General features: G+C 66.8%; 25 protein-coding genes and 2 pseudogenes. 15 read left to right on the top strand and 12 right to left on the bottom strand.

What is annotated here, in order from left to right; all coding sequences use genetic code 11:
- Nucleotides 1–1217: pseudogene (locus Psi02_RS39010) on the bottom strand (IS30 family transposase); the annotation flags it as partial.
- Between the two features lie 121 nt (nt 1218–1338).
- On the opposite strand from Psi02_RS39010, the gene Psi02_RS39005 reads away from it, so the two are divergent.
- The gene (locus tag Psi02_RS39005; protein WP_203980954.1) at nt 1339–1740 is read left to right on the top strand and encodes a hypothetical protein; all 402 of its coding nucleotides are present in this window, start codon (nt 1339–1341) and stop codon (nt 1738–1740) included.
- Between the two features lie 68 nt (nt 1741–1808).
- On the opposite strand, the pseudogene Psi02_RS41375 reads toward Psi02_RS39005, so the two are convergent.
- Together Psi02_RS41375 and Psi02_RS39000 are read right to left on the bottom strand one after the other, a co-directional pair.
- Nucleotides 1809–1934 (bottom strand): annotated as a pseudogene (locus Psi02_RS41375) (site-specific integrase); the annotation flags it as partial.
- Between the two features lie 22 nt (nt 1935–1956).
- Nucleotides 1957–2949, bottom strand: a complete 993-nt coding sequence (locus Psi02_RS39000; RefSeq protein WP_203980953.1) for a quinone oxidoreductase family protein — start codon at nt 2947–2949, stop codon at nt 1957–1959.
- Between the two features lie 91 nt (nt 2950–3040).
- On the opposite strand from Psi02_RS39000, the gene Psi02_RS38995 reads away from it, so the two are divergent.
- Together Psi02_RS38995 and Psi02_RS38990 are read left to right on the top strand one after the other, a co-directional pair.
- Nucleotides 3041–3706, top strand: a complete 666-nt coding sequence (locus tag Psi02_RS38995) for a TetR family transcriptional regulator (protein WP_203980952.1) — start codon at nt 3041–3043, stop codon at nt 3704–3706.
- Nucleotides 3707–4272: 566 nt separating this feature from the next.
- Entirely contained in the window at nt 4273–5793 is a 1521-nt protein-coding gene (locus Psi02_RS38990) for a hypothetical protein (RefSeq protein ID WP_203980951.1), read from the top strand.
- Between the two features lie 536 nt (nt 5794–6329).
- On the opposite strand, the gene Psi02_RS38985 is transcribed toward Psi02_RS38990, so the two are convergent.
- The gene (locus tag Psi02_RS38985) at nt 6330–6944 is read right to left on the bottom strand and encodes a dihydrofolate reductase family protein (protein ID WP_203886291.1); all 615 of its coding nucleotides are present in this window, start codon (nt 6942–6944) and stop codon (nt 6330–6332) included.
- A 272-nt stretch (nt 6945–7216) separates the two neighbouring features.
- On the opposite strand from Psi02_RS38985, the gene Psi02_RS38980 reads away from it, so the two are divergent.
- The 3 genes from Psi02_RS38980 to Psi02_RS38970 are packed head-to-tail and all read left to right on the top strand — an operon-like array spanning nt 7217 to nt 9449.
- Nucleotides 7217–7840: a dihydrofolate reductase family protein gene (locus Psi02_RS38980; RefSeq protein WP_203980950.1), complete on the top strand. Its 624-nt coding sequence runs from the start codon at nt 7217–7219 to the stop codon at nt 7838–7840.
- A gap of 53 nt (nt 7841–7893) precedes the next feature.
- On the top strand, nt 7894–8217 hold the full coding sequence (locus Psi02_RS38975; protein WP_203980949.1) for a YciI family protein: 324 nt from the start codon (nt 7894–7896) through the stop codon (nt 8215–8217).
- Nucleotides 8214–9449, top strand: coding sequence for an RNA polymerase sigma factor (locus Psi02_RS38970; protein ID WP_203980948.1), 1236 nt, complete (start codon nt 8214–8216; stop codon nt 9447–9449). Before Psi02_RS38975 ends, Psi02_RS38970 begins: the two co-directional genes overlap by 4 nt.
- 186 nt (nt 9450–9635) lie before the next feature.
- On the opposite strand, the gene Psi02_RS38965 is transcribed toward Psi02_RS38970, so the two are convergent.
- Nucleotides 9636–10346: a DinB family protein gene (locus tag Psi02_RS38965; RefSeq protein WP_074311022.1), complete on the bottom strand. Its 711-nt coding sequence runs from the start codon at nt 10344–10346 to the stop codon at nt 9636–9638.
- 131 nt (nt 10347–10477) lie between these two features.
- Nucleotides 10478–11275 (bottom strand): MBL fold metallo-hydrolase, encoded by a 798-nt coding sequence (locus Psi02_RS38960; RefSeq protein ID WP_203980947.1) that lies wholly within the window; start codon nt 11273–11275, stop codon nt 10478–10480.
- Between the two features lie 96 nt (nt 11276–11371).
- Here Psi02_RS38960 and Psi02_RS38955 point away from each other — a divergent pair, with 96 nt between their 5' ends.
- On the top strand, nt 11372–11980 hold the full coding sequence (locus Psi02_RS38955; RefSeq protein WP_203980946.1) for an ABATE domain-containing protein: 609 nt from the start codon (nt 11372–11374) through the stop codon (nt 11978–11980).
- A gap of 124 nt (nt 11981–12104) precedes the next feature.
- Here Psi02_RS38955 and Psi02_RS38950 read toward each other — a convergent pair whose 3' ends face one another.
- Complete coding sequence (locus Psi02_RS38950; protein WP_203980945.1) at nt 12105–12743, bottom strand: HD domain-containing protein; 639 nt, start codon at nt 12741–12743, stop codon at nt 12105–12107.
- Between the two features lie 36 nt (nt 12744–12779).
- Nucleotides 12780–13808: a sulfite oxidase gene (locus Psi02_RS38945; RefSeq protein ID WP_203980944.1), complete on the bottom strand. Its 1029-nt coding sequence runs from the start codon at nt 13806–13808 to the stop codon at nt 12780–12782.
- 242 nt (nt 13809–14050) lie between these two features.
- On the opposite strand from Psi02_RS38945, the gene Psi02_RS38940 reads away from it, so the two are divergent.
- The gene (locus Psi02_RS38940) at nt 14051–14395 is read left to right on the top strand and encodes a YidH family protein (RefSeq protein WP_203980943.1); all 345 of its coding nucleotides are present in this window, start codon (nt 14051–14053) and stop codon (nt 14393–14395) included.
- 243 nt (nt 14396–14638) lie between these two features.
- Here the strand turns inward: Psi02_RS38940 and Psi02_RS38935 are convergent, their stop codons facing one another.
- Complete coding sequence (locus tag Psi02_RS38935) at nt 14639–15139, bottom strand: winged helix-turn-helix transcriptional regulator (RefSeq protein WP_308442309.1); 501 nt, start codon at nt 15137–15139, stop codon at nt 14639–14641.
- Nucleotides 15140–15232: 93 nt separating this feature from the next.
- On the opposite strand from Psi02_RS38935, the gene Psi02_RS38930 reads away from it, so the two are divergent.
- Both Psi02_RS38930 and Psi02_RS38925 read left to right on the top strand, forming a co-directional pair.
- Nucleotides 15233–16666 carry an MFS transporter gene (locus Psi02_RS38930; RefSeq protein ID WP_203980942.1) on the top strand — a complete coding sequence of 478 codons (1434 nt, stop codon included), beginning with the start codon at nt 15233–15235 and terminating at the stop codon, nt 16664–16666.
- Between the two features lie 18 nt (nt 16667–16684).
- Nucleotides 16685–17170 (top strand): pyridoxamine 5'-phosphate oxidase family protein, encoded by a 486-nt coding sequence (locus Psi02_RS38925; RefSeq protein WP_203980941.1) that lies wholly within the window; start codon nt 16685–16687, stop codon nt 17168–17170.
- An 84-nt stretch (nt 17171–17254) separates the two neighbouring features.
- Here the strand turns inward: Psi02_RS38925 and Psi02_RS38920 are convergent, their stop codons facing one another.
- The 3 genes from Psi02_RS38920 to Psi02_RS38910 all read right to left on the bottom strand — a co-directional run bounded on the left by Psi02_RS38920 (nt 17255) and on the right by Psi02_RS38910 (nt 18748).
- A complete protein-coding gene (locus Psi02_RS38920) occupies nt 17255–17635 on the bottom strand; it encodes a VOC family protein (RefSeq protein WP_203980940.1) in 381 nt (126 codons plus the stop codon).
- 67 nt (nt 17636–17702) lie between these two features.
- Nucleotides 17703–18026: a transcriptional regulator gene (locus Psi02_RS38915; RefSeq protein ID WP_203980939.1), complete on the bottom strand. Its 324-nt coding sequence runs from the start codon at nt 18024–18026 to the stop codon at nt 17703–17705.
- Nucleotides 18023–18748, bottom strand: a complete 726-nt coding sequence (locus tag Psi02_RS38910) for a hypothetical protein (protein WP_203980938.1) — start codon at nt 18746–18748, stop codon at nt 18023–18025. The genes Psi02_RS38915 and Psi02_RS38910 overlap by 4 nt, the downstream gene beginning before the upstream one ends.
- 193 nt (nt 18749–18941) lie before the next feature.
- Here Psi02_RS38910 and Psi02_RS40550 point away from each other — a divergent pair, with 193 nt between their 5' ends.
- From Psi02_RS40550 to Psi02_RS38890, 5 genes are all read left to right on the top strand, one after another.
- Nucleotides 18942–19238 (top strand): LysR substrate-binding domain-containing protein, encoded by a 297-nt coding sequence (locus Psi02_RS40550; RefSeq protein ID WP_239095528.1) that lies wholly within the window; start codon nt 18942–18944, stop codon nt 19236–19238.
- 39 nt (nt 19239–19277) lie between these two features.
- On the top strand, nt 19278–19592 hold the full coding sequence (locus Psi02_RS40545) for a type 2 periplasmic-binding domain-containing protein (protein WP_239095527.1): 315 nt from the start codon (nt 19278–19280) through the stop codon (nt 19590–19592).
- Nucleotides 19593–19732: 140 nt separating this feature from the next.
- Nucleotides 19733–20125: a VOC family protein gene (locus tag Psi02_RS38900; RefSeq protein ID WP_203980937.1), complete on the top strand. Its 393-nt coding sequence runs from the start codon at nt 19733–19735 to the stop codon at nt 20123–20125.
- Nucleotides 20126–20422: 297 nt separating this feature from the next.
- Complete coding sequence (locus Psi02_RS38895; RefSeq protein ID WP_203980936.1) at nt 20423–20752, top strand: PadR family transcriptional regulator; 330 nt, start codon at nt 20423–20425, stop codon at nt 20750–20752.
- A 2-nt stretch (nt 20753–20754) separates the two neighbouring features.
- On the top strand, nt 20755–21147 hold the full coding sequence (locus Psi02_RS38890; protein ID WP_203980935.1) for a DUF1048 domain-containing protein: 393 nt from the start codon (nt 20755–20757) through the stop codon (nt 21145–21147).
- Nucleotides 21148–21194 lie beyond the last annotated feature (47 nt).

The following is a 21194-nucleotide window of genomic DNA, read 5'->3' as shown; positions in this document are numbered from 1 at the left end:
GTTGCTGGTGGCGAGGAGCATAGCGAGACGCTCGGCTGGGGTATCCCAGTCGAGCGTCTTTCTTGGTCTGGCGTTGAGTTCAGCGGCGACGGTGTCGAGGTGTTCGCGGGTGTGGACCGACAGGTCGATGCCTTTGGGGAAGTACTGGCGGAGTAGGCCGTTGGTGTTCTCATTCGAGCCGCGCTGCCACGGGCTGGCCGGGTCGCAGAAGTAGACGGGCATGTCAGCGGCCATGGTGAACTCGTGGTGGCGGCCCATCTCGCTGCCCTGGTCCCAGGTCAGGGAGCGCTTGAGGTGGGCCGGGAGCGTCTGCATGGTCGTGATCAGGGCGTCGCGCATTCGCTCGGCGCTGCGGTCGATGGGCAGGTGGACGAGCATCACGTAGCGGGTGGTGCGCTCGACCAGGGTGCCGATGGCCGACGCGTGATTTTTGCCGATGATCAGGTCGCCCTCCCAATGTCCAGGCACGGCCCGGTCCTCGACCTCGGGGGGCCGCTCGCTGATCATCACCATGGGTGCGCTGTAGCGAGGTTGACGCTGCTGAGCCAGGCGGCGAGGCTTGCGCATCGCACGGCCGGTGCGCAGGGCTCGGGCCAGTTCGCGGCGCAGCTCTCCGCGGCCCTGAACGTAGAGCGCCTGGTAGATCGTCTCGTGGCACACGTGCATCTCCGGCCGGTCAGGAAAGCTCCTGCGCAGGCTCTGGCAGATCTGCTCGGGACTCCAGCGTTTATGCAGGTGGTCCTGAATGTATGCCCGCAGCTCGGGGTTCTGGCCGATCTTCCTCGGTTTGGGCCGTGGCCGGCGGGAGTCGGCGCGGGCCTGAGCCGCATGCGGCCGGTACTGCCCGTTGGTGGGGTGCCGGTTGCGGCGCACCTCCCGGCTGACCGTGGATGGGGCACGGCCCAGCTCACGTGCGATTTCGCGGATCGATACCGTCTCCCGCAGACGATCAGCGATGTGGATCCGCTCGTCTTCGCGCAGAAACCGGGACGGCCCAGAAGGGGTCACCACCCGCGTGATGGGCGGTGCCCCCTCCTCGTGCCTGATGGGTTCCAGCCATTGCGCCACCGTTTCCCGGTGCGGGAGTTGATCCCAACGATCCGACACGCCTCCAGGCTGCTGAAGCCTTGATCCATGAGGCGGAAGTATTCCTCCCGCTCTGCAGTCAGCTTCTTCCGCCCTTGCGGGGTCCGGATCTTGCGGATCTCGAAGTCCATCGCACTCCCCGAGCTGGGGCGTTGCGACGACCGCTAGAACGGAAGATCACGGCCGGGGCGTTTTTGATTGGGTTTGACGACAACGCTGACGACAGCGCGCCTTTGATCAGAGGAGTAAGTCATGGGCTGGCGGCTCTTACGATCTCGGAAGGCGGGTGTGTCGGCTCAGGACGCAGTACGCCATCTGATGGGCATGGGGTTCATCGAGATACGTTTCACCACGTACCTCATGCGCCGGGAGATGCAAGGGGAAGAGCCGAGTAGCCCGCTCAGCCACCTCGAACGCATCAGGATGATCGCGGACATCTGTCACAACCTTCCGGGCGATTTCAGATGGAGCAGTAATCAGGAGCGAGAGCGGCGAGCGGTGGAGAGTCTGAGGTTCCACCTTCGAGGGCTGGCGTATGACGACTCAACTGACAGCCAGGCAGCCCAGTGGGTGCGCATGCAGCTGGACGAAGTCGGATACGACTATCTGCCCCTTCTCTCAGAACGGGTGAGGGCCCAGCTCGCGCAACAATGAACGCTCGGAGCCGACAGCCCCGAGCGCTTTTGTTTCCCCCGTCCCGATGTTCAGCCGAGCTTCTCGCCGTCGAGGTCGACGTCCTCCCAGCGGAGGCCGAATAGCTCTCCGCGCCGCAGGCCAAGGCAGAGCGCCAGGACGTACAGCGCGTACAGTCGGTGCTCCGTGGCGGCCTTGAGCGTCGCCCGCGCCTGGGGACGTCACCAACGGTGTCGCTTACGCCGGTTCGCCGGGGGTTAGGACGATGCGCCCGTTGAGTGACCGGCTTGCCATCCGTTGGTGAGCGGTTACAGCCTCGCTGAACGAGAGCACGTCAACCTCGGTCTGGCCGAGTCCGGCGGCGACAGCCTGGACGGCTGCTTCGAGGGCGGGCCGCACGGTGTCCGGGTGTGTGGGCAGGTAGGCGCCGGCGTTGAAGCCCATGACCGCGACGCTTCCGAACCAGAGCCGATTGGTCTCGACCGAGTGACCCCAGTCCCCGCTGGCATTGCCGGAGGCGATGAGCCGACCGCCGGGGCGCATCAGATCGAGGCTCTGGCTGCGCACCTCTCCGCCGACAGGGTCGATGACGATGTCGAAGCGTTCCTCGCCGAGCGCAGCTGGGAGCTCCGCCGAGTCGACGATCTTGTCGTACGGGAGCTTCGTGGTAGCGGCGGCGTGGAGCTTGCTCGCGCGAACCGTGCCGACGACCCGGCCGGCGCCCAACTGCTTCGCCATCCCGGGGAACGCCGCGGAGAATCCGCCGAGCGCTCCGTGGATCAGCACGCTCTCGCCCTCGACCAGATGGGCGACGCGCGTCAGCGCGACGTGCGCCATCGCGGCATTTGGCACGACAGAGACCGCGAGAGCGGGGTCGATGTCGTGGCCCTCAAGGGACACCGCGTGAGGTGCTTGCGCGATGAAGACCGATGCGTAACCGCCGACGCCGCCGTTGGACATCGAAACGACCTTCTCGCCGATCTCGAACCCGCGCACTCCATCACCGAGCGCCCGCACCGTTCCGGCGACCTCGAGACCCGGGATGAACGGCGGCTGCGGCATCCCGGGCCGGTCCTTGAAGCGACCTTCGCGGAAGAAGAGGTCGATGAGCCCGACAACGGCATGGGTGACGTCGATGGCGATTTCGCCCGGCCCCGGCGCTGGATCGGGCAGCTCGATGACCTCAAGAACGGCCGGTTCTCCGAAGCGGGTGGCTTGCACAGCCTTCATGTCCGACTCTCCTCACGTTAGCGCACTACATGATGCGTTACGCGTGACAGTACCATGCGTAGCGCATCATTGCGTGCGTTAATCTTGTGGGATGCGGGAGAGAGCGAGATCGGCCGAGGACAAGGCGCAGCGTTCGGAGGACCTGCTCGCTGCCGCAGAGGCGCTCGCGCTTGAGCTCGGCGGCGTTCGGTTCGTGACCGTCGCGGCGGTGACCGAGCGCGCCGGCCTCCACCGCACTGGCGTGCGGCGTTACTACGCGAGCAAGGAAGAGCTCCTGCTGGAGCTCGCCGAGCGCGGCTGGGGCCACTGGCGCGACACGATCGGCGCCCGAGTGGCCGGGCCGGTCCGCCTGCAGCCGGTCGACGTCGCTGACGTGCTCACGGAGACGATCGCGTCGCTACCGGTCTTCTGCGATCTCCTCGCACACGTCCCGATGGACTTGGAAGGCGACGTCGACATCGAGCGGGCCCGCCGCTATAAGACGAACGCGTTCGTGGCGCACGACGAGATCATCGACATGCTGAAGCGTGTGAGCACGATGTCGGCGAGCCAGTTGCAGTCGATGATCGCCGCCACGCTTCCGCTCGCCAGCGGGTTCTGGCAGGTCTCCCATCCCACGCCAACCCTGGCCAAACTGTACGAGCAGGTTCCCACCTGGGGGCACATCGCGCTCGACTTCGAACCCCGCCTCAAGCTCCTGCTCCGCGCGATGGCCGTGGGGCTCGCCGAAACGCTGCCCGCTTCCGACGCTGATTGAGCGGAAGACCCGGATCTCCTTCCGAACGGTCCTCGGCTTGCCACTGGATAGCCGCGCGGATAGCAACGACACGAAGCTGTGCCGCAGCTGTCTTGGCGTCCATCGCCCCGGGTCGATGAGCAACTTCAGGGCCAGCACGCACCGCATAGGGATGTGCAGCGAACGCCGGGACTTGCTGGTCTTGGTGTCGCCCGACTGCCGGACGGAACGCCACACGTAAATGGCGACCTGTTCGTGTTCCCAACCGGCTTCGGTCACAGGTCGCCAGGATTGCCGCTCCTGATCGAAGACCACCACCCCAAGCTGACAGCGCGGGTTCGATTCCCCTCACTCGTTCCAACGGCAAAGGCCCGGGTCAGCCTCGCAAGCCGAGACTGGTGGCGAGGGTTAACACACCGTTCGTTCGTGCGTTCCGACGCCTGCAAGGTCCGTACCTCCAGTGGGCGGTGCCGCCGTATCCGGAGTCCAGGCGCTCGATGTTAGGATCAACCGCTTTTTCGTCAGTTGTCCCTGCGTGTTCTGGTTTCCCCGGGAGATACGTCGTGCGCCGTCATCTACGAGCAGTGGTGGCGACTGCCGCCGTGGTGGCTCCATTCCTGGTCTCCGGTTCCGTGCTGCCCGCCACAGCGGCGAGCCCTTCGCTGACGGTCACCACGATCGGCAGAGACGGCGCCCCGAAGGTCGGGGCCGCGGTGCAGATCCTCAACGCCAAGACGGGCAAGCCTTATCTGGGTGTGCAGCAAAGCGGCCGTCCCGTCACGGTGGCTCCGGGGCAATACGTGGTCGTCGCCGACATCCGCGACTGGAATACCGACATCGACACCATCGGAGCCGCCGTCGTGACGGTCTCCGGCACCACCAAGGTCACGCTCGACGCTAGGCGGGGCACGCTGCTGAAAGTGTCGCTGGACACCGCCAACGCCTACGAGCAGGAACTCGTCGCCGGGATATGCGCGGGCAACCAGCCCGCCCCCTTGGAAGCGGGCGGTCCAGCGGGCAAGGTCTACGTGATCCCGAACGCGTCATCGCTCCTGCGGTTCGCCTATCTTTCGCGGTGGTCCAGCGCGGACGGCGCCTACGAGGCCGGTGGCGGCACCACAGCTGTGCCCGCCAACCCACATGGCACCTTCCACGCCGCGTCCATGGCCACCGTCCATGTCCAGTCTGATCGCGGCCCGAACGGCGGAACGGAAGAGGATCTCTCTTTCGTTCCGCAGGGTTCGCCCTGCCAGTCTGGTCTCGGAATCAATGTCATGGCGGCTCCGGGACCGTACAGCTTCACCGCCCACCTCGCGGCGGGCAAGTGGGACATCCGATCGGCCGAATTCGCCGCGGACGGCTTCATGGGGAGCTACGACAGCGTGCGCGATCTCGCCGCCGGGAAGTCGTACTCCCAGATCTTCTACCGGGCGGCATGGGGACCTGCCCACAGCCTTCCCTACGTCCGGTTCGGTGAGATCTACTTCAACACCGCCGACATGTTCCAGGACCCGTCCGCAACGGGGTTCGAGAACCGCCTCAAGGTGACCTCGACCCTCAGTCGTGGCAGCGTGGTGGTCGCGAAGCAAACGCGGGAGGTCTGGACGCACGTCTCGCACCTCTTCGAAGCGAACGCGAGTGTTCGCGGGTGGTACACGCTGGACGTCTCCGCCATCCGCTACCACCCCGGCGTCGCGTTCCCCGTGGGCATGCTCTCCCCCTCTGCAAGGGCAACCTTCCACTTCTACGCCGACCCGGCTCGCCCGCAGATCGCCCCCGTCTTCCTCACACGCTTCGTCCCGAGCGGCCTCAACCAATCCAACCGCGCCAAGCCGCGCAGCAGCACCCCAGTCCGCCTCGTCCTGGACCGTGTCGACCCTCACAACGGCACACCCTTCCACTCGGACACCGCGAAGACCGTCCAGGCCTGGTACTCCACCAGCGACGGCAAGACCTGGCACGCCCTCCATGTCACCCACACGAACTCCGAATGGGCGACGGCCGTCCCCAACCCGGCCTCCGGAACGATCTCGCTGAACGTGAAGGTCACGGACGCGGCGGGCAATAGCTCGAAGACGATCGTGAACCGCGCGTACTCGGTGGCCTGACCGCCGCAGGTCCCCCGGTCTGAGTGTCCAACTGAGTGACACCCGCAGTGCCCTAACGCACCCGTCCAAGCACTCCCATGCATACGGTCTTCAGCTTGTCTCCGAAGACCATGACATCGAGCATGGGGTCTGGACCGTCGCGCTTATTTGATGATGCGCGGATTCAATACGAAGTTACCTTGGGTGTCGTTGACGGCCTTCCCCTAGCCAGTCGGATTGTTCGTCGGCCTACCCTGAATTTCTTTGAAACGGTCACCGCAATACCGTTGTCAAGCCGGCCGACTCAGAGGGTCCGTCTCTATCCCTAGATAGAAGCTCCCGAGCTTGTTCTTGCAGGCCGACGCGGTCGGCGGGGATGCTGGCGACGGCGTGCGCGGAGCGTCCACCGGCCGTGCCTGGGCGGTGGGGGCAGGTTGGCGGCCGTCGAGCCGGCCATGTGGTGCGCCTCACGTGGCGGCAGGTCGTCGTCGACCTCGACGGGTTCCGGCTCGAGCGACTGGGGGTGGGCGCGCGGGGTCGGGGGGTGCGACAGGCCACTACTTCCCGCCGGGCACCTGGTCCTTGACCTCGTCGTAGCCGACCTTGGTGGGTGCCTCGGTCGGCGAGTAGATCACGCGGATCACGCCCGTCGGAAACGCCTCCGTCGCCGTCATTCTCAGGTGGTACGGCGCTTCGCCGTCGTCGAACAGCCTGCGGCCCTTACGCGCCGCCACCGGGTGCACCAGCAGGCGCAGCTCATCGACCAGCCCCGCGGCGAGCAACTGCTGCACCACGGAGATCGAGCCGGGGATGAGGATGCCTCTGATGCCGGCATCGGCCTTGAGCGAGGTGACGGCATCGAGGAGATCGCCTTTGATCAGCTCGGAATTGCGCCAGGAGAACTCCAGCGGCTGGCGCGAGACGACCACCTTGCGCACGTCCCCGAGTTGCTTGGCGAACGGTGCGTCGTCCCCACCGGCCGCCTCGCGGTCGGGCCAGGCTCCGGCGAAGCTGTCGTAGGTCTCCCTGCCGATGAGCAGCACGTCAGCGGTGTCATAGTCCTCGCCGACGGCGCGGCCCATGTTCTCGTCGAAATAGGGGAAGTGCCAATCGGGGTTGATCTCGGCCACACCGTCGGCCGAGATGAACAGCGTGGAGATGACCTTTGCCATCGCAGTGATCCCTTCGAGTCAGGCGGTATCGGTGGGTAGACCGGTGCAGCATCCCAAACTAATCGCCGGCCACAGACCCGTCCCGATGGAGAGTCGGCATAGGGGGGAGCGCGGTCGCCCCGAACCCGTCGCGTTGCTGGATCGCTGACGACCGGCGTCCCGGAAGGTTCTTTAAAGAAATCCGGGAGGAGGTGTCGGATCGGGGCGGTGGTGTTCGTAGCAGGGGTGAGGCCGCCCACAAGGGGCGGCGCCAAGGCAGAGGAACCGCGATCATGAAGCTGGCGACCGTGACTCAGGTCACCATCGATGGAGTGATGCAGGGAAACGGAGGCGCGTCGGACGAGGACCGCAGGAACGGATTCGAGCGCGGCGGATGGGCCCGGGGGAAGGGTGACAACGAGACCCACGCGTTCATCAACCAGACCTACCAGCGCGCCGACGCGTTCCTGTTCGGCCGGCGGACCTACGAGCTGTTCGCCAGCTCATGGGGGACCTTGACGGTCCAGGATGCCCCTGGCTGGGAGGGCGTCGTGGAGGCGTTGAACACACGGCCCAAGTACGTGGCGTCGACCGCGCTCACCGATCCTGCGTGGTCGGACACGACCGTCCTGTCCGGAGACGTCGCGGCTGCCGTCCGAGAACTGAAGGCCCGGCCGGGGGGTGAGCTGCAGGCGCACGGCAGTGGCATCCTGACCCGGTGGCTGCTGGACAACGAACTGGTCGACGAGATGACTCTGATCACCGTCCCGGTGGTCGTCGGCCAGGGCGCGCGGTTGTTCCCCGACGCGGGCCCGGATCTTGCGCTCGACCTGGTCGAGTCGCGCGTCGACTCCAAGGGCGTGACGATCCAGGTCTACCGGCCGGCCGGGCGCCCGCAGTATGCGCCGACGGCTTGAAGTCCCTGACCACCGAACCACGCTGTCTTGACACCACAGGAGATGATCTTCAGATGCAGTACCTGGTTTCCGTGATCGATGACAAGAGCAATCCCGGCAGCACGGACAGGCAGCCTGCCATCAGCGCGTTCAACGAACGACTGATCGCCGAGGGCTATTGGGTTTTCGCGGGCGGACTCGCGGACACCGACGCGGCCACGGTCATCGACAACCGGGGCGAGCAGGCGGTGTTCAGCGACGGGCCTTTCCTGGAGTCGAAGGAGTACCTCGCCGGCGTCTGGGTGTGGGAGGCCCCCGATCTGGATGTGGCGCTCAAGCTCGCCGCCGAGGCGTCGAAGGTCTGCGATCGGAAGATCGAGGTGCGGCCGTTCCAGTGAGCGACGTCGAGGAGGCGATCACCCGCGCCCACCACGAGGAGTGGGCACGGGTGGTCGCTGCCCTGACCAGGCGTTTCGGTGACCTCGACATCGCCGAGGAGGCAGCGGCCGAGGCGTTCGCGACCGCCGTCGAGCGGTGGCCGGCGGACGGCGTACCGCCCAACCCCGGCGCCTGGCTGACCACCACGGCCAACCGCAAGGCCATCGACCGGATCCGGCGCGAGAACAAGCGCGACGACAAGCACAAGGAGGCTCAGATGGTGTACGACGGCGTACCGCCCGAGCCTCTCGGCGCCATCGACGACGACCGGCTCCGGCTGATCTTCACCTGCTGTCACCCGGCGCTGGCGATGGAGACCCGCGTGGCGCTGACGCTGCGCATGGTCGGCGGTCTGACCGTGCCCGAGATCGCCCGCGCCTTCCTGGTGCGGGAGACCGCCTTGGAGCGGCGGATCACCCGCGCGAAGGCCAAGATCAAGGCGGCTCGCATCCCCTACCGCGTGCCGTCCGCCGAAGATCTGCCGACGCGAGTTTCCGGCGTGCTCGCCGTCCTGTACCTGGTGTTCAACGAGGGCTACCTGGCGACCGGCCCCGACACCGATCCCCTACGGCCCGACCTGACCGCCGAGGCGATCCGGCTCACCCGCCTGATCCGTGCCCTCCTACCGGACGACGGCGAGGTGGCCGGGCTGCTGGCGCTGATGCTGCTCACCGAGGCCCGCCGCACCGCCCGTGTCTCGGCCGGCGGCGAACTGGTCACGCTCGTCGAGCAGGACCGGGGGGCCTGGGACGCGGCGCTGATCGCCGAGGGGCACCGGCTGGTGCGCGAGCGCCTGGCCGCTGCCGCCGCCGGGGTGGCTCCGGGCCGCTACCAGATCCTCGCCGCGATCAACGCCGTGCACACCTCCGCCCGCGACACCCGCGACACCGACTGGTCGCAGGTCCTCGCCCTCTACGACCAACTCGTCCGCGTCGACCCCTCGCCGATCATCGCCCTCAACCGGGCCATCGCGGTCGCCGAACTCGACGGCCCGCAGGTGGCACTGGCAGCAGTCGACCGTCTCCAGGACAAGCTGGCCGGCTATCACGCCTACCACGCCACCCGCGCCGACCTGCTGCGCAGGCTGGGCCAAAGCCAGCAGTCACGCGCGGCCTACGACAAGGCCATCGAACTGGCAGGCAACACCGCCGAGACCGCCTACCTGACCCGCCGCCGCGACCAACTGCGGTAGCGCCCACGGATCCCGATCGAAACCCCGCGCGCAGCGGCGGCCGGCCCCGGTGCAACAGCCCGCGCGCCGCACTCATCTCGGCACGTCCGGACGGCGACCGGGGCAGCTCGGCGTGACGCTGCGTAACCCGCGGATCGCGGCATGAGAGTGAATCCCTGCTAGTCGCACGCAACCTCGTGGCGAGGGTCATGATCCGAGTAGATCGAGGTCACGAACGCAGAAACCGTGGTGCGCCCACTCCTCGTCCAGTACCACCTGAACGCACTCCAGCACCGACTTTCCCCTGGCGTACGGCGGCCAACCCGGGCCCGCCGGAACTGGCGCGGGCGCCGAGAGCTGATCGGCCGTCACCGTCGACAGCCAACGCTCTAGCTCAGCGCCTTGCACGTCTCGCGCGGCCAGCACCTCGTCGAGACTGGGGGCCGCCGCTCGGTCCAGGCCCTGCTCCTCCTGGTCAGGGACGAACTCGGACGCCAGCCCGATCGCGGTGAACGGCTCGGTCGATCCCAGACAGCAGCGGCGGAACCACGAGTCGTGCACGAACACCAGATGGCGCTGGGTCTCTACCGCCGACCATTCGCCGCCGACGCGCTGCTGCTCCGAACCCCTGGGCATCGCTCGCAGCCGCTCGATCGTCTCCGCCCAGCCGGCCCGCAGCTGCCGGACAGCCTGCAGCAGGTCCGCCGGATCGGCTGAGCGGAGCAGCAGCCGCACCGGATACCGGCGGTCAAGCTCGGCTTCGACGTACGACGTCACCTCGACTCCGTTGACCACCAGATTGGTGACCAGCCCGTCGATCACAGCGTCCTGCATCACCACCCCGATCAGACGAGCGCGGGTCAAGTCACACTCGCGGAACTCGGCATCAGTCAGGTCCTGGTCCTTGAAGCTCGCCATGCCGGGCAGTATCCACCGGCGTACCGACAACCGAGCAGTTACCGCAGGTAGAGGGTGCTGTGGCCGGGCCTGGAGGCCCGGCGTGTTTCGGGCCCCCACCCCGACATGATGTCTCGGTTCTGGGCGGCGGTTCAGGCTGAGGAGCGCTGCGTCCAGTTCTGGTCCAGGCGGTCGGCCAGGCCCGCGGCGGTGAAGGCGGCCTCCAGGTCCTCGCGGCCCTCGGTGAAGTGGGCCCAGCTGTCGTGGTGGGCCGGGACGACACGGCGGGCGTCGAGGATCCGGGCGGCCTCGGCGGCCTGCGCGCTGTCCAGGACGATCAGGTTGCCGTCGAAAAGCATGGGAAAACGAGGTGCGCCGGCGAACAGGATGGCGGTGTCCACCGGGGCGAAGCGCTCGGCGATCTCCTTGACGGCGTCGAGGGAGGCGTTGTCGCCGCTGACGTAGACCGTCGGCAGGCCCTCTCCCGTCAGGACGAAGCCGACGACCTGGCCGGTGAAGGGCTCAACCTCCTCGCGCGGGCCGGGGCCGTGGATGGCGGGAACACCGGTGACGGTGATAGTGCCGCCGCCCGGGCGCTCCAACTCGACCGTCTCCCAGTCGGCCAGACCCTTGACCTTCTGCCCGAGGCGCTCGCCGCCGCTGGGGGTGGTCAGGGTGAGGGGGACGTCGGCGAGCAGGGCACGGCCGGAGGTGTCGAGATTGTCGGCGTGCTCGTCGTGGGAGAGCAGGACCACGTCGATGGGGCCGAGATCGGCGGGGGTGCCGGTGGAGGGGGCGGTCTTGGTCAGGACCGGGCGGCCGGGCCGCCCGTAGTCGCCGGGGCCGTCGAACGTCGGGTCGGTCAAAAACCGCAGGCCGCCGTACTCGAACAAGGCGGTCGGGCCGCCGTACGTGCGGACCGGGAACTGATCGGCATTGAGCTGGGACATCACGTCTCCCTCATTTCTCACGGAAAAAATCTCTGTTTAACGTGACATCAGACTAGGCGGACATCACGGAAAAATGCAATCGCTACCATGAGAGGCATGGACGACACCCTGGCCACCGACACAGCGCAGACCGCTCTGCCCCCAGCTCCAGGTGCCGACCAGTACCGCTCCCTGGACTTCGCCGATACCGTCGCGACCCTGCCCGCCGGCCAGAGCTACGACCTGCTCGCCACCCCCGGATCCGCCATGCACTGGCTCGCCGCCCACGACCTGACCACCCCGGACGTGCAGCTGTACGAGGTGTGTGCACAGCGGATGCGGGCGCTTCGCGCACACGTACGCGCCCTGTTCGCCGCCCGCGTCGACAGCACCACCCCGCCCGAAGACTCCCTGCGCGCGGTGAACGAGGCACTCACGGCTGTACCCACCGCACCCCTCCTCGCCTGGGACGGGGCCCAGGGACTGCGCCGCATCCAGGCACACCCCACCGACCGGGCCGTCAACCACGCACTGGCGACCCTCGCCGCCGACGCCGCCGACCTGCTCACCGGTCCCGACGCCGGCATCCTCGCCGCCTGTGGCTCCGCCCCCTGCGACCGGTTCCTCATGCGTACCCACGGCCGGCGCCACTGGTGCTCCACCCGCTGCGGCGACCGCGCCCGCGCCGCTCGTGCCTACGCCCGGCGCAGCGTCGCCTCGGACTGACGCGCCGGACCGATTCGGTCGCCTGTGCTGGTGATTGCCGATCTAGATCCGCCTGAGCGGAGGGTCCTGCCGCAGTCTTTGGCGGGGTTGATCGGGATGCCCTTTGATCACTTCGATGTTCCGATCAGCTCGGCCAGGGCGAACCCATGACGCGCTCGACCATGCCGACGTGACGGAAACCGGGAATGAAGTGCACCAATACGTCCGCACTAATGGTGCCGTAGGTGGTGTCCGGGCGGTCTCTGGTTCCCTCGAGAAGGGCTTGCAGGAACCCGTTCTTGAAGTCGCCGTGCGGATGAACAGCGGTGATCTCGTCCACCAGGCCACGATCCAGCTTGTCCAAGCCCACACCCTGCACGTCGGTCAGCACGCCGCGGTGCGTGGCGGCGATCTCCGGCCCCATCCGGTCGGGAATCCCCGGCGTGCTGTGCAGCGCGACAGCTTCCCAGACCACGTCGGCGGCCGTGGTCGGAAAACCGCGGTTGAGCAGGAACTTGCGTGCGTGGTCGGCGCCATCGAGCTCGAAGCGCTGCTCCACGTCGGAGAAGGGCGTCAGCAGGCCGAGATCGTGGAAAATGGCGGACAGGTAGAGCAGCTCCGGGTCCGGCCGCAGACCGACCTCGCGAGCGTGAAGCGCGGCGAAGAAGAAGACGCGCCGGGAGTGATGGAAGATGAGGGGGCTGGTCATCCCCCGGATGTGGCGGGTGGCCTCGGCGACCGCCGCCGTCTCGGGAACCTCCACCCCTGCGATGATTTCGGTCATGAGTTCGCCCGCCTGTTCTCCGAGCCCTGATAGGCCTCAGGTCGTGGATTCGACTCGGATGGGGTGGGACAGCACCGCGTGGTAGCAGTAGCCCAGGTCATTCCATGGGACGGTGTCGGGCTGGGTATGGCCCTGGTCGTCGGTGGCGCGTACCCGGATGGTGTGATCGCCGGGTTCGGGATCCCAGCTGAACTGCCAGCGAACCCACGCGCCCGCTATCTCCGGCGGAGCCAGGAACGCCTCCTGCCAGGAACCCTCGTCGATGCGGTATTCGACCGCCGTGACCTGATTCTCTCCCGCGAACGCACGCCCCCGGATGACTTGCGGTACCGGCCGCAGCTGTGCCGGCCAGGACAGTTCCACCAGGCTCGCCACCGGTATGCCGGTGATCGGCATACCGAGTGAGGGTGCCTGCGGAGGGTAGTCCGGACCGATCAGTACGTAGTCTTCGGTGTTCCACGGAACGTGCAGCGGATGTTCGGAGACTTCGATCCGGCCCACCCACTTGATGCTGGCGGCACCGAGCCATCCGGACACCACGACCCGAGCCGGGTACCCATGATCGAGCGGCAGCGTCTCGCCGTTCATGGCCAGCGCGAGCAGGGTGTCGTCGGCCAGCGCCTTGGCCAGCGGCATGGGCCGGCGGGCCTGGATCTCGTCGAGCGCTTCCGGCATGACCTCGCGGGCTCTTGGGGTGATCCCCGCCGGTTCGAGCAGGTCGCGCATACGGACGCCGGTCCATTCGGCAGTGCTGATCGCGCCGCGGCCCCACTGGGTTCCCTCGAACTTGCGCCCGTACTCCTCGCCGAACAGCACACGGCGGTTACCGGCGCACTCGATCGTTCGGACCATTGAGATCAGCGGAAAGTGATCCCACAAATCGGCGTAGGTATAGGTGATCGGCTCGCGTACCCCACTTCCTTCGATCCGGAGCGACCATCTCGCCGCGTCCAGATGGGGGGTCGGTGCGTGGCTGCGAAGGAAGAAGCGGTCGATCGGGGTGATGTAGCCAGGCGTGCGGTCCGGCCGAATCCCGTAGTCCAGACCGGTCCCGGTGTCCTCCATGAGCTCGGGGGGAGTCGGCTTGACGACATTTCGCTCTCCGACCCCGTCAGGCGAGGGATGATCAGGCTCGCTTCCACGTCGGGGACCACTCAAGGTTCATCGCCTCCCACGACTGGCTTGAGCCTCTTCCCGAGGCCCCCACCTGGCATAACCTCTTGTATCATCGTGCCATTGCGAATTACGGCTTGCCCTGAACGGGTCGCAAAGAGGGCCCAATCGGTCGGACGGGGAGTGCCTGATCGGTGAACGAGTCGTCCATCCCAGCCGGCGATCTCCGGGTTCGCGAGCACCTGGCCAATGAGCGCACTTACCTCGCCTGGCTGCGGACGAGCTTGGCCATGATGGCCTTCGGTCTGGGAGCGGCGAAGTTCGGCTCACACAACGAGGTCTACGCATTTGCCGCAGGCGGCGTGCTCGTAGGCGCGGCAATCGCCGGCTTTGGCTACGCCACCGTCCGTTACCGTGCGTTGAATCAGGAAATCACGCAGGGCCGCGTCGTCATCGGAGCCAGCGCTCGTGGCCCAATCGCTGCGGCCACGGTCCTCGTGCTCGCAGCCTTCATCGCATTGGTACTGCTCGTTCGCTGATGCATCATCCAGCACTGTCCGCGAAAGTCCGTTTCGGCGGCGTGGATGACGGCGTGGATGACTGCAGCGCTGACGGAAACGTCCACCACCGCAGCCACACGCTGGGCACCGTAGAGCACCGTCCTGCCCGAGGTCATGGGCGGTCAGTAGGGCGAACGCTCCTCGTGTTTCATGATCGTGCGGCGATGCCCCGAGTGCGCAATCGCCCTTCCGGTGCCGAAACCCGCTCATGAGCTTTTGTGGTCAGCGTCTATCCGCCAGGACGTTTCGGGCGATGGCCTTACGTTCGGCGGCTTCCCGCTCCGCCGCCTGGTGTTCGGCCGCCACGCGGACGTCGTAGGCCGCGCGGGCGGCGGCGATCTGGTTCTGGTGCTCTTCGGTCCAGGTGACCAGCGCGCGGATGGTCTCATGCAAGGTCGCGCCCATGGGGGTGAGCTCGTAGTCCACGCGCGGCGGCACCGTCGGATGCACGGTGCGGCTCACCAGACCGTCGCGCTCCAGGTGGCGCAGGGTCCGGGTGAGCATTCGCTGGCTTATCCCGTCGATCATGTTGCGTAGTTCGGTGAAGCGCAGGGTGCGCCGATCGAGTAGAGCGATGACCAGCAGCGACCACTTGTCGGCGACACGATCGAGAATCTGCCGGACCTCGCAGTCCTCCCGGGTGTCCCATTGCAGAACGTCGTAGTCGCCGCCGGTATCCCCGCAGTAACCGACGGACTTCGAAGTGCCGTCTTCCATGGTCATCAATAGTGACCAACCATGCTGCTAGTTACAAGTGGGAACCGGCAGCCGTGTAAGTAACCGCGAGTCGGTCCCGTTCCGCGAGAGGAATGGACCATGTCCCCACCGAACGACCGCATGGACGTACGCGCCTGGAGCGTGCTGTTCGTACTAGGCGGAGCGATCTTCCTGGAAGGGATCGACGTGGCGATGCTGAACGTGGCATTGCCGGTGATCCGAGCGGATCTGGGCTTGTCCACAGGGATGCTCAGCGGCGTGGTCAGCGCCTACGTGCTCGGCTACGGCGGGTTCATGCTGCTGGGCGGCCGCACCGCCGATCTGCTGGGCCGCCGCCGCATGTTCCTGACCTGGCTGACCGTCTTCCTGATCTTCTCGGGTCTGGGCGGCTTGGCCACCGAAGGCTGGGTGCTCCTGGTCGCTCGATTCGTCACCGGCGTCGCCGCCGCGTTCATGGCGCCCGCCGGGCTGGCGCTGGTCACCGGCAACTTCCCGGAGGGCCCGCAGCGCACCAAGGCACTTGGGGTGTACGCCGGAACAGCCTCGGGCGGGTTCTGCCTCGGCCTCGTCGCCGGCGGTCTGCTGACCTCGATCGGCTGGAGGTGGGTATTCTTCGCCCCGGTGGCACTGTCAGCGATGATCTTGCTGGCGGCGATTCCCCTCCTCAAGGATTACGGCACACCAGAGCGTTCGCGAGGCGGCTTCGACCTGGCCGGGGCGTTCAGCATCACCGGCACGATGGTGCTGCTGGTGTACGGAGTGGTCCGGCTGGAGGACCCCAGGAACGACACCTGGATCACGATCGCGGCATTCTCTGCGGGACTGGTACTGCTGACGGCCTTCATCATGATCGAACGGCGGGCGGCCAACCCCCTGGTGAGCCCGAGGATCCTGCGCTCGGGCCCGCTCGTCCGAGCCAACCTGGGGGCGCTGCTGTTTCTCGCCTCGTTCGCCGGCTTCCAATTCCTGGTGACCCTCTACCTCCAGGAACTGCGCGGCTGGAGCACCCTGCAAACCGGCCTGGCCATGCTGGTGATCGGCATTGACACCGTCCTGGCCCCGACTGTGACGCCGCGCCTGGTGAGCAGGTTCGGCAACATCCGCGTGCTGTTCGGTGGGCTGGTCCTGGCAGTCGTGGCCTACGTGCTGTTCCTGCCGATCGGGCTGGACTGGGCCTACGCCGCCATGCTCCCGACCATGGTCCTGCTCGGCCTGGCGTTCTCCCTGACCTATGGTCCGCTGACCATGGCCGCCACCGAAGGCATCGACGAACACCAGCACGGCCTGGCCGGCGGCCTGCTCTACACCGCGATGCAGTTCGGCACCGCGCTGGGTCTGTCAGCGGTGACCGCCGTGAACATCGCGACGCTCGGCGACGCCACGACCCCCGAAGCGGAGCTCGACGCCATCCGAACCGCCCTGACAGTGCCCGCAGCCGCCGCAGTCATCGCCGTGGTGATCACGGCCTTCGGCATCCGCGCCCGCACCGACACCCCGGACACCGCCCTAGCGCCTGCCAGGGCCTCGGCCTGACCACGATCGGAGGATCGCATGGACACCAAGGTGACGTCGTTCACCCTCGTCGAGGACCAGTTCAACGCCTACATCGGCGACATCGTCTACGCCACCATGACCACCGTGGATGCCAAGGGCCGTCCACGGGCGCGTGTGCTGATCCCGATCTGGGAGGTGGTCGACGGCCGCCCGGCCGGCTGGCTTGCCACCTACAGGACTCCGGTCAAGGCGGCGCATCTCGCGAAGAACCCGCACGTCACCTTCTCATACTGGACGCCTCGCCAGAACGCCGTGAACGTGGACACCGTGGCCGAATGGATCGACGACGCGGAGATCAAGCGCCGGGTGTGGACTCTTTACCGGCAAGGCAGCCCACACGGGGCTGGTTACGACCTGGGGAACTTCTGGAAGAGCCCCGAAGACCCCGAGCTGCACGTGCTACGACTGACACCGTGGCGCGTCCAGGTCATCCGGGGCAGCGACCTGCACAGCAGGATCTGGCAAGCCGAAGGCGCCGCCTGATGTGCACCGAAATGGGCCGATCTACGCGTAAGGCAGAGGAGCGGCCGGTTCATGCCGACCGCCCTCCTGGCGAAACCGTGCCCCCTACCCCGGTTCGGTCAGCTGCTGGACCGACCGGGACAGTAGGCAGAATTCGTTGCCCTCCGGGTCGGCCAGCACCACCCAGCTCACGTCGGACGACTGCCCGACGTCCACGTGTCGCGCTCCCAGCGCCAGCAGGCGGTCAAGTTCATCGGACGTCGACAGCCCGTCAGCACGCAGGTCGAAGTGCAAGCGGTTCTTGATTGTCTTGCCCTCGGGCACGGCGAAGATGTCGATCATCGGCCATGACCGTTCGTTGTCGCCGATGGTGATGCCGCCGGGTTCTCGCACGAGGATGGTCCAGCCGAGTACGGCACACCAGAAGTCGGCGACCAGGTCGGGGTCGACGGCATCGATCGCGATGACGGCGAGTCGGCTCGGCATTCGGTCATTATCTCGGTGCGGTCAGCCCGACGCACACGGAAATTCCATCGGCCCGCAAGCCCTGGCCTCAGGTCAGGTCCTCCTCCTGAGTCTCCTCGACCTGTCGGATGAGCTCTTTCAGCCGGGAGATCTCGTCGCGCAGGGCTTTCTTGCCGGCCGCCGTGAGGTGAATCCACGTACGGCCGCGTTTGCCCTCGTAGCCCTTCTCGATTTTGATCAGGTCGGCCTTCTCCAGGACGGTCAGGTGCTGGGAGAGGTTGCCGACCGTCAGGTCCAGCGTCGTACGCAGGAAGCCGAACTCCACTCGCCGTGCTTCGTGGGCGATGGTCAGGATGCCCAGCCGTACGCGCTGGTGAACGACGTCGTCGAGCCCGTTCGCGGGGTGGGTCATGCGTGGCGCCGTTCGGCGAGTGCGAAGCCCGCTCCGCCCAGGAGGAGCACACCGCCGGTGACCGCCAGGGCGGGGAGGAAGCTCCACGTCGGTGAGACGCTCGTGTCGATGTGCAGGCCCAGGTTGCGCGTGCCGATGCCACAGGCCAGGAGCGTCACCACCAGATAGCCGACGGCGAAGCTGAGCACGGCCCAGCTGCGTTCCACGCGGGCCAGGACGAACAGGGCCAGGCTGATGGAGATCAGCGGCACCAGGCCGACGGCGACGGGGCCGGACGGTGACATGCCCGCCAGATTCAGTTGCTGCGCCCATCCCGACAGGACGCCGAAGACCAGCCCGACCGCGACTCCGGCGCCGACATACGGCAGGATGCGGGCGCCCACCCCACGACTACGGGCCCGGTGGACATAGAAGGCGGCGATCGCCGCGTATGCCAGGACGAAGGCGGAGATCCAGTAGACGCCGGCCGGCCAGCCGACGACCTGGACGCAGGTGCCCCTGTAAATGATCTCCACGCCGCCGCGGGCGCCCAGGGCCGGGTCGCACGTCACGGCGTGCCGTCCCAAGCGGTAGAAGGGCGCGGCTGCGACGACCACCAGGCCGAGCAGCGCGAGCGGGAACCAGGTGCCGCGCTGTGCCTGGCGCACACGTCGGGTGAGGTGCTCCGTGGTCGAGAAGACCTGCCGGGCGATGTCCGCGGATAGAGCCGATTCGTCTGCCATGGGCATTAGGTTTGCATTACAAACCAATCTTCGCAACAAACTTCCAAGATTCATGACCTGTCGCGGGACGGTCCCGCCGCTCCGCAGACGGCATGGCCGTTCCCGCGAGGCGCGATAACTCCTCCAATAGCCCGATATGTCATACTTGCGCCCCCGTGAACGATCTCGACGGAGGGCGGAGGACGGTATCCGCGTGGAGCTACGGGACATCGAGATCTTTCTGACCCTGGCCGAGGAGCTGCACTTCGGCCGGACCGCTGAGCCGGAACTGCGCCGGTACTGGGAGACCTTCCGCACCCGCCACCCGCAGTGGGAGCTCCGCCTGCGGATGTCGGGTTATGCGGATCCGTTCGCGCAGTTGCGCAACGGGGAGGCCGACATCCTGGTCACCTGGCTACCCGTGGAGGAGCCCGACCTGACCGTGGGTCCCCTGCTCTTCGCCGAGCCGAGAGTGCTGGCCGTGGCTGCCGATGCCCCCCTCGCCAAGTGATCTTCGGCATCCCTGGAGGCGGTCGGCGACTATCTGCACGTGGCCGTGAAGCCCGTACCCGATTACTGGTTCGACCGCTACGTTCCCGAGCTCACCCCGAAGGGCCGGCCGATCGACCGCGCGGACCCCGTGGGCAGCATCCAGGACATCTTCATGTACACGGCCTTGGGGGACACGGTCTCCCTTTTCCCGGTCCACGGGAGCCGGTACTACTCCCGCCCCGACATCGTCTACCTGCCCGTCACGGACATGGGTGCGCTGGAGTACGGGCTGGTGTGGCGCAGCGAAGCAGAGAACGACCTCATCCGGGCTTTCGCCCGGGTCGTGCGTGACCTGGGACCGCTGCCCGACTGAGACCATCAACTGTGGGGTTAACGACCGTTGCGATAGTCGCCGTTGTTCCTTGATCTTCCCGACGCGATGCTTGATCCATCCAAAGATCGCGCAATTTGGGAGGAGCCGAACATGTCGATTTCTGACCCCACGGCACGGCCATGAACGTCATTTCGTCCGCGGTGTCCCTGACGGTCGCCGACCCCGAGGCCTCCAGCAAGTTCTTCACCTCCCATCTCGGGTTCCGCGAGATCCTGATCAATGCGGACTTCGTCGCACTGGGCCGTGACGACGCGGCCGTCGACCTCGTCCTGGTGCGGCACGACCCCGAGACGGACCGGCCCGGCCTCCGGCCGGCGGGTGTGATCGTGTCGTTCGCGATCACGGGCATCGCCGCCGAGTACGAGCGGCTGCGAAACGAAGGGGCCGACATCGGCGTCCCGCTCCACCAGGACCTTGGGGGCGAGTGGGTGCTACGCCTCACCGACCCCAACGGTGTGGTGATCGAGCTCGTCGAATGGGAGCCACCAGGCGGTATCCACCCACCCGATTGAGGGCGCCGCCAACCAGCGTGGCACCAGCCGCCGAGCACGATCTGAGCTGGGAAATCAGCTTCCCGTTTCCCGTTCGGCTCGCGCTCGCCGTCGACCGTGCGGTGTCGTGTCAGCGGCCGCGTCAGGACGGCGACGGCCCGGCATCAGAGCGGTCGGCGACGGTGGGTGTCATCGACGATTCAGGCCATCGCGTGGCAAGAGCCGACACTTTTCACCGCCACGGGGGGCTTGCGGCGTCACTATTCAGCGTTACTATGTACCAGTAGTCAGTATTACCGAGTAGCTGAAGGGGGGGTCATGGGCAAGCAGGTGACGGAGATGCTCAAGGGAACGCTGGAGGGCATCGTCCTCGCGATCCTGTCCGGCCGGCCCGCGTACGGCTACGAGATCACGGCGTGGCTGCGGGATCAGGGCTTCTCCGACATCGCGGAGGGCACCGTCTACGCGCTGCTCGTCAGGATCGAGCAGCGCGGCCTCGTCGACGTGGAGAAGATCCCGTCCGAGAAGGGGCCGCCGCGCAAGGTGTATTCCCTGAACGCTCAGGGACGAGAGCACCTCGAAGAGTTCTGGAGGACCTGGAGCTTCCTCACTGAACGGCTCGAACAGCTCCGCGAAGGAGGCAATTAGACATGGCCACAGAGTCGAACGAGCAGAAGAGTCGCTACCGGCAGTACCTGGAGATGGTCACAGGTCCGCTCGAGGACAAGAGGCGCTACCGGCAGTACAAGGCGCGCTCGGAGCAGCTTCCCGCCGACTATCACACGGCGATCGAGGCGCTGCAGCGATACATGATGTTCTTCGGGCCGGGCAAGGCGGACAGCCTGCTGGCGATGCTGGAGGATCTCGCCGATCTCTTCGAACAGAGCGCGGCGAACGGAACCCCGATCCGCGCGGTCGTCGGGGACGACCCCGTGGAGTTCGCCGAGGCGTTTCTTCGGAACTACCCGGAGGGTCAGTGGATCAGCCGGGAGCGGGAACGGCTGAGCAACGCCATCGATCGCGTCACGGGCGACAAGCAGTGACAAAACAGAGAACGGATATCCAGATGACAGCCAATCAGGCACAGGGG

Origin of the sequence: Planotetraspora silvatica (assembly GCF_016863315.1) — a bacterium.
In the GTDB taxonomy this organism is placed as follows: domain Bacteria; phylum Actinomycetota; class Actinomycetes; order Streptosporangiales; family Streptosporangiaceae; genus Planotetraspora; species Planotetraspora silvatica.
Note: the sequence above shows the minus strand (reverse complement) of the source record. Positions and strands in the feature narration are given on the sequence as shown.